Origin of the sequence: Vibrio sp. FF266 (assembly GCF_041439695.1) — a bacterium.
GTDB lineage: Bacteria > Pseudomonadota > Gammaproteobacteria > Enterobacterales > Vibrionaceae > Vibrio > Vibrio tasmaniensis_A.
Genome location: NZ_JBGOOO010000001.1, coordinates 252,673 through 267,080, shown reverse-complemented (window position 1 = coordinate 267,080; position 14,408 = coordinate 252,673). Strand labels below are relative to the sequence as shown.

The window sequence follows — 14,408 nt, the reverse complement described above, 5'->3', positions numbered from 1 at the left end:
GGCCTCAGAGTCATTCGAAAAGCATTAGAAATCAAAGGTTGAGAATGAATACGCCAAAATATGGTCGGCAATGTATTTGTGGGTGGCGGTCGTTGGGTGTGTTACTCCCCAGAAGACATAGCTGTCTGATCCGTGCGCTGCGCAATCATTGGTTAAGCTGTGACTTTTTAGGTAGTCGGCTGCTGAGCTTCTATTGATATTAAGGCAGGCATCACTCGCGTTTCGAAAGCCATGTTGCTCTGGATTATCGGTAATGCTGGCGAACAACGCACTCGCATCGAACAACACCACGTTTTTACCCATGCTTTGGTAATACTTGGCCTGCGTCTTGATGAATTGATTGAACTCTAAAATCTTGCCACGAACTTTAATGATCTCTTGTTCAGTTGAGTATTTGAATTGAGGTGCTTTGGTTGCATCGGGCAAGGTGAACAGCAGGATATTGTTTGCACCAGATTCCGTTAAGCGTATCAAAGCGCTGCTGAAATCGGCCTTTACATCGGCCACTTCTCGGTTGTAGTTCATAAAGTCATTGAGGCCAAACTCTAAAGTAAACAACGAGTTTTCTGGGCGGTAGTTTTTGGCGATTTTCATATAGGTTAAGTAAGAGGTGACTTGGTCATATACTCCGGTTAATGCGACGTATTGATTGGTGCCAGCAGCCCCACCTACTGCCCAGTTATAAAGAGGCACATCTTTCGCCTTGGCTAAATACTCTGTCCAGACTAAACCGTTTGAAAAGTGCCCTAAAAACCATGAGTTAGCGTTCGGGAAAACCCATTGAGAACCGTTAAATAGGTTACCGGTGTCAGAAAGACTATCACCGAAGGTGACGATACGGTTGATGGTGTTCGCTTGGACAACGTTGTCATTTGTCCAAATCGAGTGGTTATAAGAGAAGCGATTGTCTGCTGCAAAGTAAGTGATGTCTGCGGCGTCATGTTGGATGTCGAGCGTCTGTTCACAACGCTGCTTGATTTCAGATTGAGGAGCGTCACTGTAGAACATGTTCTTGAAGGATACAGAAGACCACCAGTATCCATTGATTGTGTAGTAATCACCATTTTCCTTTTTCGCCCATTTCCAGTCGGTGGCTGGAGAGTCATGTGAGGCATCGGTTCGATACCAGCATCGAACATAAGAATAGGTCTCTGAACCTTGTGTACTAAATACTTGCGCGGATGTAATGGATTCAGGTGTCGGTATTGAATCTTCAGCAGCATAAGCGCCAAAAGGCAGGGTTAATGCGAGTATAAAAGCCGTATTTTTCATCACTGTATTCTCTTTTATATTTAGTGAGCCAAACAAAACGTTGTTGCTTGTGACTGTTTTAATAACTAAATTTCAGATAACTGGTATGACCTATATCTAAAACCAATAGCTCTCGTCAATACATTCAGGTTGTTAGCTGCTCATAACTGGCATAAGTGTCAAAGTTTCAACCACTTTTTGATTGAAAAACAATGGCTTCGAAGTGAAATGGCTAATATCTAACATTTGATTTTAACTAACTATCGCAGGCAAACACGTCGTCATTGACCGGTATGTGATGACTTGTCTATTGAATGCTAAATGAAAACGTTATCAGAAGGGTGGGAGGTAAATTATAATTTAATCAGTAGCTTACCCGTTGGTAATATCAAGCGACGTTGCATTTTCTATGTTCATCACAATTGTTTAATTCAAGTTCAATATCACAAATATCAAGTTGTTACTTTTTGTTTTATAAAATCATCATCTACGGTTTCTTTACTCATCAGAGGTCTAATCTGTTTAAGGAAAGAGCATTGAAAAAGATATTAATTTGGACGATAGCCTGCCTATCCAGTTTTGGCGTCTATGCCGGAACAAGCGCATCAGCATTAGAAACCAGCGGATACACTGCAACGAAATACCCTATTATGTTGGTACACGGCTTGTTTGGTTTCGATACATTAGCAGGCGTGGATTACTTCTATGGCGTACCGGAGTCTCTAACTAAAGATGGTGCGAGCGTATACGTTGCTCAGGTTTCTGCTACCAACAGTTCCGAAGTTCGTGGTGAACAGTTACTCGCTCAAGTTGAGACGCTGTTAGCCGCGACAGGCGCAAGTAAAGTGAATCTAGTTGGTCATAGTCACGGTGGTCCTACTGCGCGCTATGTCGCATCGGTTCGACCTGATCTTGTTGCTTCGGTGACGAGCATTGGTGGTGTTCATAAAGGCTCGAAAGTAGCCGACCTCGTACGTGGAACCGTATCAGAAGGTTCAGCCGCGGAAGGTATTGCGGTTAAGTTGGCTGGTGGATTGACGACGCTCATCAACCTGTTATCTGGTGGAACGGATCTTGACCAAGATGGCCTTGCATCGCTTGAAGCGTTGACCACTGAAGGTTCGCTTGCATTCAATCAGTTTTACCCTGAAGGCGTTCCGACGTCTGCGTGTGGTGATGGTGAATGGCAAGCAAACAACGGTGTTTATTACTATTCATGGACAGGATCTTCCACTTTTACCAACCTTCTTGATCCTACCGACGGAGCGATGACAATCCTTGGTTTAGCTTTTAATGAACCTAATGACGGGTTAGTGGGAGCATGTAGCGCGCATTTGGGCAAAGTGATTGGTGATGACTACAAAATGAATCACCTAGACGAGATCAATGGACTATTGGGTATCCACCATCTTTTTGAGACAGATCCAGTGACCTTATATCGTCAGCACGCCAATCGATTGAAGTTGGCCGGCCTTTAGGTAGCACTAACCGTTTATTAAGAGAATAAGGAAAGTATGATGAAAAAGATCGCCATTTTGTCGATAACCACGATAGCCCTGATGAGTACAGCGGCGGTCTTTTTATATCTAAAGAAGGAAGATACAAGTTCATATAATAACAGCGAACAAAGCGCTTCTTCATTGAAGGTTAGCTCTCAACAAGATACCGAAATCGATAGTGCGTCAGCTAAAGACATGATGGAATATTTCGTGTCAGGCAATACAGAATTAACCCTCGAAGATATTCGCGACAATGTGGCAAAACACCACGAGCAATCACAAGCTACGATTGTCGATGAAGCACTGTTTGCCAAGTATCTTGAGTACAAGTCGGCACTGACAGCATTAGACGTGCAATTCGACAACACCTCTATATCCGCTGAGGACTTACGCGCACTGAATCAAGCTCTCCTCGATCTTCAAGCACAGTTTTTCAGTGAGAGCGAGATAAGTATTTTGTTTACCCATGACAACAGAATGAGGGAAATCGCTTTAGAAAAGTTACTTCTGAAACAAGAAGGGCTAGACGAGTCAGAATATCAGCAAAGGCTTGAGTCTTATCTATCTGAACAGCCAGATTACGTTCAAGCCAGTCATCAAAATCAGGTGTTATTGCAGCAATTATCTAGCTCTAAGGGCTTAGATGAACAAGGCCTGTACTTGAAGAGAAACGAACTGGTTGGCGAAGAAGCGACACAGAGGCTCGAAGCGCTTGATCAACAAAGGGCGGACTTTGATGGAGCTTTAGAAATTTACTTTGTTGAACGAAATGACATTTTGAATGACCCTGCACTCTCTAAAATTGAGCAACAAGAGACTATCGCACAGCTTCGGACTACGCATTTTCAGTCAGAACAACTTCGAAGAGTCGAAGCGATTGAAAGAATCAGAGCTGCTGAGAGCGATCAGTAATCTCCAGCAATTAAAAAAGCCAACTACTGATGACTCAATAGTTGGCTTAATAATGAAGGTGGGTTACTGCAATCTATACATGCTAAGTAAGTGCTTACATTTTAAGGCTTAAAGTTTGTATCTTAGAGCCTATGCCATAAGCCGTTACAGCTGAACCTTAAAGATTATTCGCCCTTAACCCTTACCCCTTAAACCTTAAAGAAGCCCAACTGCTGCTTTTGTTGTTCAGCGAGGTTTGATAACTCGTGGCTTGCTGCTGCTGCTTGGGTAATGCCGGTTACGTTTTGGCTTACTAAGCTGTAGATATTTGAGATATTACGGTTAATGTCTGAAGTCACTTGGCTTTGCTCTTCTGCAGCAGCGGCGACCTGAGTGTTGATTTCCGTGATATCCGTTACTGAGTTCGCAATGCCGGAAAGTGCAGAGCTTACCTCACCCGAAAGCGTCTGGTTATGCTCCAGCATAGACAGCGAACTGCTCATACTCTCATTCGCGTTTCCAGATTGAACCTGCAAGCCTTCAATGATGGTTTGGATTTCCTTGGTCGAATCTTGTGTACGTGCTGCTAGCATTCTCACTTCATCAGCTACAACCGCAAAACCACGTCCGCTTTCACCTGCACGAGCGGCTTCAATGGCAGCGTTAAGCGCAAGAAGGTTAGTCTGCTCTGAGATGCTTTGAATAACCTCAATGACATTACCAATCTTCTCTGAGTGCTCTTTTAGCGTGCCAACAACGTTCGCAGCTTCGCTAAGCTGAATCGCCATTTGCTCGTTTGCTTGGTTACTTTCATTAAACAAGCTCATGCTGTGTGTCGCCATTTCGTCAGCTTGCTTAGACGCGGAGTCGGCTTGTACTGCATTTTCGTTGACGTTTGCTGCTGTGCTCTCAAGTTGATTCACGGCAGAAGCAACTTGTTCCACTTCTTGCTTCTCTTGGTCTGAGTTCGCACTTGATTGTGTCATTACAGCAGCTAGTTCAGTCGATGCTGACGCAACTTCGATGCTGATTCGAGACAGTGAACTTACCGTGTCACGCAATTGCTCAACGGATTTGTTTACGTCTTGCGCAAGACGTGAGATCTCATTGTCTCCATGTTCTTCGGCTTTTACTAGCAGGTTACCTTTTGCTACTTCGCGCATGGTTGCCTGAATATTGTTGATTGGTTTAACAATGATGCCAGCCAGTGTCCAGCTAATAACAAGAGCAATAGAAAGAATCACTAAAAGCCCAATAGTCGCAGTATTTAGGGTGCTAGTGTGTTGCTGACCATTGGTATGGACTTGTTGAGTAGCAAGCAAGTTTAGCTTTTTAGAAAGACTGTCGATTGCTTTTACCATTTCGTTACCTGCATGGCGGTATTGGTCAATTGCCGTTTGGTAACGAGTATCAAAGTCAGAAGTTAGCACTGAATTACCGTGTTTTGCTTTTAACAGGGGAAGCATGGTATTGCGTGAAAAGTTAACGTAATGGTCCATCGCTTTGCTCATTGCTGCGACTTCATCTTGCATACCTGGCACTGTGTCTAATGAGCTCAGTAGGCGTGAGTTTTGATCGCGTTTTTGATTAAGCGTTTCAACGAGTGTGTTTACATCATCAGGGTTGAACAAGCTATAGATTGCTTTGATGCGCATGCCGTAACTATTGTCGACGATTTCGCTGAGTTCTTCTTTATGTAGAATGAGTTGATCTGTTGCTGTTGATACATCTTTAAATGCGTTTTCCAGCTTGTCACCTCCGATGATGACACCCGTCAAAAGTAATACGACGGAAAAGAGTACTGGAATAAGAATTTGTATTTTAATTGATAAGCCACTGAGAAGTTGGCGCATGAATTGTCCCTCTATAAATAAGTAAATGAGCCGATGCAATTGCTTTTATTATAATTATCCCGTGATTCTAACTACTGAGAATGACAATTCAATCAGTAATACATTCGATTTAGATATATGCGATAGGTAATTGATAAATTACGGTTATTTATTGTGCAAAATGAGCGTTTTTCTTTATTTCTCTATGGTTTTCCCGTTATGGTTTGGTGTGTGGTAATTGGTAATATTCGGTATTGGTGGAATGTTGAACGATTTGGGTTAAATAGATTGAAATAAGTGTTTAACGTTTATGAGTTATTTAAACTTATTGCTTCAAGGTTATTTGACACGAAAAAAGACGAAAATAAATGTCAGCTGTCATATAGGCTTCAATTTAATGAAACACAACTGTCACATTCAGATTCTAAAGTGGGCACCGTTCAAGTTAAACACAACGGCAATAACGCCACTTAAGGAAATTTGTGATGAAAAAGACAGTTATCGGTGCAATCGCTCTTTTAGGTGCACTAACAGTGACTCCAGCTTCAGCTAAAGAAACTATTTCAGCAGTTGGTTCAAGCAGCGTGACGCCACTGATGGAAGTTTTCTCTGAAACATACATGAAAACGAATTCAAACGTATTTATCGAAGTACAAGGTCCAGGTTCGTCTGCTGGTGTTAAAGCGGCGAAGAACGGCAGTGCAGATTTAGGTATGTCTTCTCGTAACCTTAAAGATAGCGAGAAAGAAACAACACTCGTTGAAGAAGTGGTTGCTCGTGACGGCATCGCAGTCGTGGTTAACCCTAAGAATGGTCTTGACGGTCTAACGGCTGAGCAAGTAACAGCTATCTACAAAGGTGAAGTAACAAACTGGAAAGACGTTGGTGGTGCAGACAAGCCAATCGTAGCAATCACTCGTGATACAGCATCGGGTACTCGCGGTGCATTCGAAGACATCATGTCTCTTAAAATGAAGATTTCTGGCACGAAAGTATCAGCAATCTCTCAACGTGCTCAAGTTGCTAACGGTAACGGTGCACTAAAAACAATGGTTGCATCTAACCCTTACGCAATCGGCTATATCTCTTTAGGTACAGTAGATAACTCAGTAAACGCGCTTGCAATTGACGGTACTGAAGCATCTGTAGACAACGTTAAGAACGGTTCTTACAAAGTAGCTCGTCCTTTCCTAGTACTTTACAAAGAAGGTAAGCCTTCTTCTGAAACTCAAAAGTTCCTAGATTGGATGCTAACTGACGAAGCTCAATCTCTTGTTGAGAACAAAGGCTACATCTCAGTTAACTAATCTATATCTCAATTAATTAAATATTGCTCAGCCTACCTTTTCAGGCTGAGCCTTTTCTATCCCACTTCGAGTTAATCCGTACGCTTAGACAGCGTGTTAAGGATTTCGATATGTGAGACTTGTTATGACCATCGCAACGAATAGTGAACAGCTTATGAATAGCGAAGCGACTCAACTGAAACGCGGCTTACGTAAAAAGAAGCGTGTAGATTGGAAAGAGCGTATTTTTCACGGCTTATTTCTTACTAGCGCAATCATCGGCATCGTATCCCTTGCTGTTATTGCTTTTTTCATCGTTAGAGAAAGTATCCCTGCGTTCCAGGAAGCGGGCCTATCGGGCATCGTGCTAGGACAGAACTGGCTACCACCAGCACTTTACGGTGTTGCAACCATGATTGTGGCATCTGTCGTATCGACATTAGGCGCGGTAGTGGTTGGTGTGCCGATTGGTGTATTAACGGCAATCTTTATTGCTGAAATCGCGCCAAAGCGTCTGGCGGACATCATTCGTCCTGCTGTCGAATTGCTAGCGGGTATTCCTTCGGTAGTTTACGGCTTCTTCGGCCTCGTTATTATCGTTCCCCTGATTCAAAACGTATTTCAAGTGCCTGCGGGTAACACGATTTTGGCGGGTATTATTGTTCTGGGTGTGATGATCCTTCCGACGGTAATTACGGTTTCTGAAACCTCAATCCGTGCTGTACCAAGAACGTACAAAGAAGGTTCTTTAGCGTTAGGTGCTTCAAAAATCTTTACTATCTTTAAGTTGCTCGTTCCGGCTGCTCGCTCAGGCATTATGACGGGCGTAATTTTGGGTATTGGCCGTGCTCTTGGTGAAACGATGGCAATCATTATGGTGATGGGTAATGCACCGGCAATGCCTGAAGGTATCTTAGATTCAGCTCGTACACTAACCGCGAACATTGCGATTGAAATGTCTTACGCGAGTGGTATTCACGCAAGTGCGCTCTATGCGACGGGTGTTGTTCTCCTTGTTTTCATCATGTCTCTGAATGCAATTCTCCTTTACTTGAACCGTGAGAAGGCGAGGTAACATTATGTCTTTAGAAAATAACGTAGCACCTCAAACTAATCCTACGAACCCGCAAGGTAAGACGATGAATAAAATCGCGTTAAAGAAAGCCCGCGCACGTAAAGACGCCGTTCTGAGTGGTTTTATATGGGCTGCTGCCGCGTTAACGGTGGGCTTCTTGTTCTGGATTATGTGGTACATCCTCTCAAACGGCTTACAGCACGTTGATTGGAATTTCATCACGGATGACTACACGCGAACGGGCGATGAGCACGGCATTTTTCCGATGATCATCTCGACCATCTACATGGTTATTGCTTCGATTGCGGTTGCGGCGCCATTGGGTATCATGACGGCAATCTACCTGACTGAATACGCAAAAGTAGGCAGTCGCTTAGTTAAGATCATTCGTTTTTGTACCGAGTCATTAGCAGGTATTCCGTCAATCATCTTCGGTTTGTTTGGTATGACATTTTTCGTAGCTATTTTAGGTTTAGGTTTCTCTATCCTATCGGGCGCGTTGACATTGAGTATCTTGATTCTTCCAGTGATTATTCGTACTACTGAAGAAGCATTGATGGCGGTATCTCAAACTTATCGCGAAGGCTCTTATGGTTTAGGTGCTTCTAAAATCTACACAATCTGGCGTTTGATTCTACCAAGTGCAATGCCGGGTATTATCACTTCAGTTATTCTGAGTATTGGTCGTGTTATTGGTGAATCAGCGCCAGTATTCTTGACCGCAGGTATGGTTGCTCGTATCCCAGATTCATTATTGGATTCTGGCCGTACATTAACCGTTCACTTATATAAGTTAACGACGGAGCTATTTACCATTGAAGAATGGAATCAAGCATACGGCACAGCAACAGTACTGATTGTTCTTGTACTGCTGATCAACACACTCACGAAGTTGATCGCAAGACGTTTTAATACTGCAACTTACTAAGCAGGGTTTTCTAGAGCCAAATGAGCTCCTAAAACAAAAACAGTACAGACTTTGACGAATTACGAGATTACGAATATGAACAAATTTAATATTAAAGACCTAGACCTTTTTTACGGCGAAAACCAAGCGCTTAAATCAATCAACCTACCCGTACCAGAGCGCCAAGTGACCGCTTTGATTGGCCCGTCGGGTTGTGGTAAATCAACGCTATTACGTTGCTTGAACCGAATGAACGATCTTATTGAAGGTGTAAAAATCACCGGCCTTCTTGAGATGGATGGCGACAACATCTACGGCAATATAGATGTGGCTGATCTACGTATCAAAGTCGGCATGGTTTTTCAAAAGCCAAACCCATTTCCAATGAGCATCTATGAAAACGTGGCATACGGATTACGTGCTCAAGGGATCAAAGACAAAAAGCACATTGATGAAGTGGTTGAAAGTTCACTTCGCGGCGCGGCGCTTTGGGATGAAGTGAAAGATCGTTTGAAAGCACACGCATTCGGTTTGTCTGGTGGTCAGCAGCAGCGCCTGTGTATTGCTCGCACCATCGCAATGCAACCTGACGTAATTTTGATGGATGAACCTACTTCAGCACTTGATCCAATTGCGACTCATAAAATAGAAGAGTTGATGGAAGATCTGAAGAAGAACTTCACTATCGTTATCGTAACGCACTCAATGCAGCAAGCCCGCCGTATTTCAGATCGCACGGCTTTCTTCCTAATGGGGGAGCTTGTAGAGCACAACGAAACCAGCGTTATCTTCAGCGAACCAAAAGATGATCGCACTAAAGGTTATGTAAACGGTGACTTTGGTTAATTGCTTAATCGATAACGTGGTCAATACCACTAACTGAAACGCAGGTTAGATAATCGATTCGATTTACAGAATTATCACTATAACTATAAGCGATGGAAGTTTTGCCCCACTTTAGGTGGGGCTTTTTTATGCTGTTAAAAAGCATCACATGTCGACGAAATTTTGGGCAGGAAATCCCATTTTTGTAGTCCTTCTCATGCTTGTGATAATGCAAAAGGTCAAATTGCGACCCACTTAACATCTCATTTTTAGTTATATTGATTGCATATCAAGGCTTCTGTATTTTTGCGTTATTCTTATTAGCCAATGGATCAACGCCGTGCATGTTAAAGCCTTTGCAAAACAGATATCTGCTACGCGTGACCACCGTTTATTGGCTGAGTCTCTGTTTGACTACCTGATTAAAATGCTTGGTCCCCAAGGGATCGGAATATTTTCAGAGCCAATACCAGAAAGCGACTCGTTACCGTTGTTTTCCTACGGTGAATTAACCTCTCTTGATCATTACCCTTCAACATTTTGGCCATGGGTTTCACAGTTCGACACTGCAGACGGTGTGTTACCGATGTCGCTCAATACGTGCAAGTGGGATCACAGTAAAGCGCTTGGTGGAGAGTCGTTCATCATGATGCTCGACAACGCCCCAGCCTGTAGAACTTATTTAATTATTCAAAATTGCATCGCAGAAAAAGTTAATCAAACCTTTGACCAAGGGCTGGATGGCCTTCAATTAGCGGCAGCTCGCTGGCAGTGTATTCGCGCAGAAAAAAATGCAGCTATCGAGATTAAGCATAGGGATACACGTGAAGCGCAATATCTTGATGAAATTAAGCTTCGAGAGTTGTTTGTCGAGAATATGAAATTGGTTCATCAGGTGGCGTTAGAGCTCTCGAACCCTGAATCATTGGATGCACTCTACAAAGCATCGGTAGAGGCGGTACGCGATAGACTTGGTTTTGATCGCGCCATATTTATGTTGCTTGATATGAAAAAGCGTTGCTTTAGTGGCACCTACGGCACCGATGAACTAGGAAAAACCAACAGCGAACATCACACTCAATATGACCTGCATCAGCTTGAATCGGAATATATCGAGGCATTGTCTGACAACCACACTAACTTGGTCGTTATTGAACAGGCTCCACTCTACACTGAAGGTAAGGTTGTAGGGCAAGGGTGGAATGGCATGCTTATTTTGCGTGAAGGGGATAAACCCGTAGGTTGGATTGCCATGGACAACTACATTCACCGCTCGCCAATCACCAATTACCAAAAGCAGATGCTTGAATCGTTCGGCTCTCTGCTGTCTCAGATATACATTCGTAAACGCCAAGAACTGAACATCCGAATGCTGCATTCGAGTATGGTTGAGTTGTCTCGCTGCGATAGCGTCAGTGCTGTGTGTAAGTCCGCCGTCAGTTTTGCTATTCAGCATTTAGGCATTGATCGATTAGCCGTTTTCCTTACCGATAAAAATTGCAGTTACATGCAAGGTACTTGGGGTACCGATATAAAAGGCGATATTGTCGATGAGTCTTATTATCGATCAGAGCTGGTAGAGCGTGACATTGTGTCTGCAGCTCGTACTTACCCTAACCAAGTCGCTTTTGAAGAATCGGTCCCTATTTATCATGATTACAATATTGTCGGGGTTGGCTGGACGGCAATGACAATGCTCACCACAAATACAGGCGTTCCGATTGCGTTTATCGCTGCGGATAATTTGCTAACACGAAGCCCTTTAACTTCACAACTGCGTGAAGTGATACGTATCTTCGCCTCTAGCCTTGCTGAAGTCTTACAAAGAACCATGGCGCAAGAAGAGATCAAAAAGCTCAATGAAACCCTAGAACAAGAGGTTAGCAAGCGAACTCAAGAGCTTGAAAATGCGAATGAACAGCTCGATGTAATTTCTAAACTCGACCCGCTGACTCGTCTTGGTAACCGCCGTATGCTGTCACAAGTTTTAGATGATCTGAATTGTGAGGAACACGGTGCATTTGCTACGCAGAATGAGGTCACCTTTGGGTTAATTCTTGTCGATCTTGACCATTTTGGTTTGTACAACAGTGTCTATGGCCATACTGAGGGGGATGTCGCTTTACGTGCCATTGGCAAGATACTGAGCACTCATGTTTACGGTGATCAAGAAACCTTCTGCCGTATCGGCGGTGAGGAGTTTATGTTGTTGATGATCGGTACCAATCACACAACAACAAAGCAGCGTGCAGAGTCGATTCGACAAAGTATTGAAGATGCAAAAATTCTCCATTGTAAAAGTAGCACTAGCCAATATTTAACCGCATCTGTGGGTTATGCATCGATAACTTCGGATCAGCGCCAGTTCGATTTTGATTTGTTGTATGGCAAGGCTGATAAGGCTTTGTATAAGGCGAAAGATTCAGGGCGAAATAGAGTTGTCTCGGCTATGAAGCGAAGAAAAGTTGCGGCTACACTGACTTAGTGTGGTATCTGTTTTTCCCGTTCTCAAAAACGACTGAAGCCGTGATGTTCACAATGTGGTCATCACGGCTTCATTTTTTCTGCCAGTTTTATTTTTTGGTTAATTAAAGCGTTTCTAGTGAACTTTTACGCGTTTTGTTAGAGACTCGCTTTGGCTTCTTAACTATTTTGATTGTCTCAGTAGGATCCCATGACTGACTTGGTGAGCCAGCTTCAGCATAGAGGCTCTGATTTAGCTTGGTGAGCTCAGCTTCGATTGTTTCTAACGTCTCATCACTCAAGTCTGGGTTTTCAGTTTTCCACTGTTCGAACAAAGTTCTCGTCTTCACACCATCTTTCATCTTCAGAGAGGCAATCAGCGCTTCTGCCGTATCGGATTGACGTTCATCTTTTTGCTTTGGTTTTACTGCTGTACCGCGGCGTGACCAGAAGTAGAAAGCAAACGCCGAGCTGATTAACCATAATGCTGCAAACAGAGCCGTTAGATAAGGCCACATTCCTGGTTTTTCAACGGTAACAATTGTCGGGCTGGCTTGCTGAGTTGGTGTTTCAATAACAGGAGGCGGCGTGCTTGAGGTTACGCGATCACTTGCCTGAACCGACAACTCAAGCCCAAGAGCTTTATTGGTCTCTTGTGATTGCGAATCAGTGTTAAACCAAGTTTGAGAAACATCAGGCAGGGAGATGCTTCCAGATTCCTTAGGGATTAGAACTTGCTTATACACCACGATAGCATTACCGGATTGGGTAGTGCCAAATTGCGGTTTCTCTTCATAAACACGCACCGATTTAGGGTAGGTGGTGTTCAGTTTTGGTAACTGGTGTTGAGTCAAGTTGCTGGCTGTCATTGTGATGGTACGAGTTAACGAATCACCGGCTTCCATTTCAATATTCTGCTTGTCGCCACCTAAAGTATTACTACCTGTCAGCTCATTGCCTTGGCTATCTGACCATTTCTGAATCAACTTGAAGTCCGATGTTGGTAACCACTCACCTTGATAGCCTTTTGGTACAGGTTTCACTGTGACATCTAAGGTTTCAACGGGCGTGTCGAGTTGGAAAAGGCGCGTTGTGCTTGAGTTGTTGGTTGAGTAAACAACAGCACCGGTTAACTTTGGCCCTTGAAGCTGAAATTGTCCTGCTTGTTGTGAGGATATATGGAAAGATTGCTGAACAACGGTGACTTCTTGTCCGTTGATAACATCTTGGAACTGTTTCGACTCACCGATGGGTTCCACGTCCAAATTTGATGAGTTTGGTAGAGAGATCTGGGGATCTTGTAATCTTCTTGGATCCGCTTTGATGATGAGCTTTACATCAAGCTCGGCGACTTCTTGTGGATACAAGATGTTTTTGCTGAGATTTAATTGGAATTCCGCCATATCACTCTGCTTTGGAGCGGCTTTATTAATCGAAACGTTGATGGTGATCGGTTGGGTTTTGGCACCTTCAATATCAAAGCTAGGTATTTCTAATCGGCCTAATCGAAGTGGGGCAAGGGTAATATTCCACTCGCTAGACACAGTGCGGCTACCATTGACGATTCGCATCGATGACCCAAAGCTTGGGGTGCCGACGTAGAAATTCTTCTGAAGGAAGGTTAGATCTAAAGCACCGGACGATACTTTTTCATCGGTCGCCACTCTAAGTAGGAAGACTTCATCTTTGGTAACACTGTTTTGCGAAACACTCGCCACAGCGGTCGCTGCGAATACAGAGTGTGACGAGAAAACACCGATTAGCAGTGTCAGTAGCATTGATAAAAATGGCTTGTTTAAAAATCGCATGGTTACCACTTTTTGTTTTGGTTGTTAGGGGCACTTTTTTGTCGTGCTTGTAGAATCATTTGCGCTTTAAGCAATTGGCTCGGATCACGAGCGCTTTCTACTTGCTCAAGTTTTCGCATATCAGGATCGCTCGACATAGGTTGACCGGATACTTGTGCTGCAGCTTGTTGAGCGTTGTTATCAGTGTTTTCCTTAGCAGTCTCTTGTGCTTGGGCTGCCTGAGATGCTGAGTCACCCTTGTCCTGTGACTGTTTATCTGCTTGATCCGCTTTGTTTTGTTGCACAGCTTGCTTGTCGCTTTCTTCATCCGCCTTGGAATCAGAGCGACTATCATCAGCTTGGCTTTGGTCAGTATTCTGATCTTGGTTTTCACTTTGATCTTGTTTGTTGCTTTGATCTTGGCTACCACTTTGACTTTGCGACTTCCCATTGTCAGCTGAGCTTTGTTGTTGATCCTGCGAGCTTTGCGAAGAATCGTCTTGCTGACCTTGCTGACCTTGCTGACCTTGCTGACCTTGCTGACCTTGCTGGTCTTGTTCGTTTTGGTCTTTGGACTCAGAATCGTCTTGCT

The 14,408-nt window shown here is 43.6% G+C and carries 10 protein-coding genes and 1 pseudogene; 7 read left to right on the top strand and 4 right to left on the bottom strand.

All coding sequences use genetic code 11. The features are described from left to right. Nucleotides 1–24: 24 nt before the first annotated feature. A complete protein-coding gene (locus ACED59_RS01170; RefSeq protein ID WP_029223712.1) occupies nucleotides 25–1,272 on the bottom strand; it encodes an SGNH/GDSL hydrolase family protein in 1,248 nt (415 codons plus the stop codon). A 515-nt stretch (nucleotides 1,273–1,787) separates the two neighbouring features. Here ACED59_RS01170 and ACED59_RS01165 point away from each other — a divergent pair. Then, a complete protein-coding gene (locus tag ACED59_RS01165) occupies nucleotides 1,788–2,729 on the top strand; it encodes a triacylglycerol lipase (RefSeq protein ID WP_017096241.1) in 942 nt (313 codons plus the stop codon). A 39-nt stretch (nucleotides 2,730–2,768) separates the two neighbouring features. After that, nucleotides 2,769–3,662 carry a lipase secretion chaperone gene (locus tag ACED59_RS01160; protein ID WP_017096240.1) on the top strand — a complete coding sequence of 298 codons (894 nt, stop codon included), beginning with the start codon at nucleotides 2,769–2,771 and terminating at the stop codon, nucleotides 3,660–3,662. 188 nt (nucleotides 3,663–3,850) lie between these two features. On the opposite strand, the gene ACED59_RS01155 is transcribed toward ACED59_RS01160, so the two are convergent. Then, complete coding sequence (locus tag ACED59_RS01155; RefSeq protein WP_009845824.1) at nucleotides 3,851–5,494, bottom strand: methyl-accepting chemotaxis protein; 1,644 nt, start codon at nucleotides 5,492–5,494, stop codon at nucleotides 3,851–3,853. Between the two features lie 464 nt (nucleotides 5,495–5,958). Here ACED59_RS01155 and ACED59_RS01150 point away from each other — a divergent pair, with 464 nt between their 5' ends. The 5 genes from ACED59_RS01150 (at nucleotide 5,959) to ACED59_RS01130 (ending at nucleotide 12,051) form a co-directional block, all read left to right on the top strand. After that, nucleotides 5,959–6,780, top strand: a complete 822-nt coding sequence (locus ACED59_RS01150) for a phosphate ABC transporter substrate-binding protein (RefSeq protein WP_009845822.1) — start codon at nucleotides 5,959–5,961, stop codon at nucleotides 6,778–6,780. Nucleotides 6,781–6,904: 124 nt separating this feature from the next. Beyond that, nucleotides 6,905–7,834 carry a phosphate ABC transporter permease subunit PstC gene (gene pstC / locus ACED59_RS01145; protein ID WP_009845821.1) on the top strand — a complete coding sequence of 310 codons (930 nt, stop codon included), beginning with the start codon at nucleotides 6,905–6,907 and terminating at the stop codon, nucleotides 7,832–7,834. Between the two features lie 64 nt (nucleotides 7,835–7,898). Beyond that, entirely contained in the window at nucleotides 7,899–8,762 is an 864-nt protein-coding gene (gene pstA / locus ACED59_RS01140) for a phosphate ABC transporter permease PstA (protein ID WP_012600195.1), read from the top strand. Nucleotides 8,763–8,837: 75 nt separating this feature from the next. Beyond that, complete coding sequence (gene pstB, locus ACED59_RS01135) at nucleotides 8,838–9,587, top strand: phosphate ABC transporter ATP-binding protein PstB (protein WP_009845819.1); 750 nt, start codon at nucleotides 8,838–8,840, stop codon at nucleotides 9,585–9,587. 319 nt (nucleotides 9,588–9,906) lie between these two features. Continuing rightward, entirely contained in the window at nucleotides 9,907–12,051 is a 2,145-nt protein-coding gene (locus ACED59_RS01130) for a GGDEF domain-containing protein (protein WP_017096236.1), read from the top strand. 103 nt (nucleotides 12,052–12,154) lie between these two features. Here ACED59_RS01130 and ACED59_RS01125 read toward each other — a convergent pair whose 3' ends face one another. Both ACED59_RS01125 and ACED59_RS01120 read right to left on the bottom strand, forming a co-directional pair. Continuing rightward, nucleotides 12,155–13,837, bottom strand: coding sequence for a BatD family protein (locus ACED59_RS01125; protein ID WP_029223710.1), 1,683 nt, complete (start codon nucleotides 13,835–13,837; stop codon nucleotides 12,155–12,157). A 2-nt stretch (nucleotides 13,838–13,839) separates the two neighbouring features. Beyond that, nucleotides 13,840–14,408, bottom strand: a pseudogene (locus ACED59_RS01120) (hypothetical protein); the annotation flags it as partial.

What these genes read in the sequence shown, in the direction of transcription:
- ACED59_RS01170 (WP_029223712.1), bottom strand. Translation starts at nt 1,272, where the DNA reads ATGAAAAATACGGCTTTTATACTCGCATTAACCCTGCCTTTTGGCGCT.
- ACED59_RS01160 (WP_017096240.1), top strand. Translation starts at nt 2,769, where the DNA reads ATGAAAAAGATCGCCATTTTGTCGATAACCACGATAGCCCTGATGAGT.
- ACED59_RS01155 (WP_009845824.1), bottom strand. Translation starts at nt 5,494, where the DNA reads ATGCGCCAACTTCTCAGTGGCTTATCAATTAAAATACAAATTCTTATT.
- ACED59_RS01150 (WP_009845822.1), top strand. Translation starts at nt 5,959, where the DNA reads ATGAAAAAGACAGTTATCGGTGCAATCGCTCTTTTAGGTGCACTAACA.
- pstC (WP_009845821.1), top strand. Translation starts at nt 6,905, where the DNA reads ATGACCATCGCAACGAATAGTGAACAGCTTATGAATAGCGAAGCGACT.
- pstA (WP_012600195.1), top strand. Translation starts at nt 7,899, where the DNA reads ATGAATAAAATCGCGTTAAAGAAAGCCCGCGCACGTAAAGACGCCGTT.
- pstB (WP_009845819.1), top strand. Translation starts at nt 8,838, where the DNA reads ATGAACAAATTTAATATTAAAGACCTAGACCTTTTTTACGGCGAAAAC.
- ACED59_RS01125 (WP_029223710.1), bottom strand. Translation starts at nt 13,837, where the DNA reads ATGCGATTTTTAAACAAGCCATTTTTATCAATGCTACTGACACTGCTA.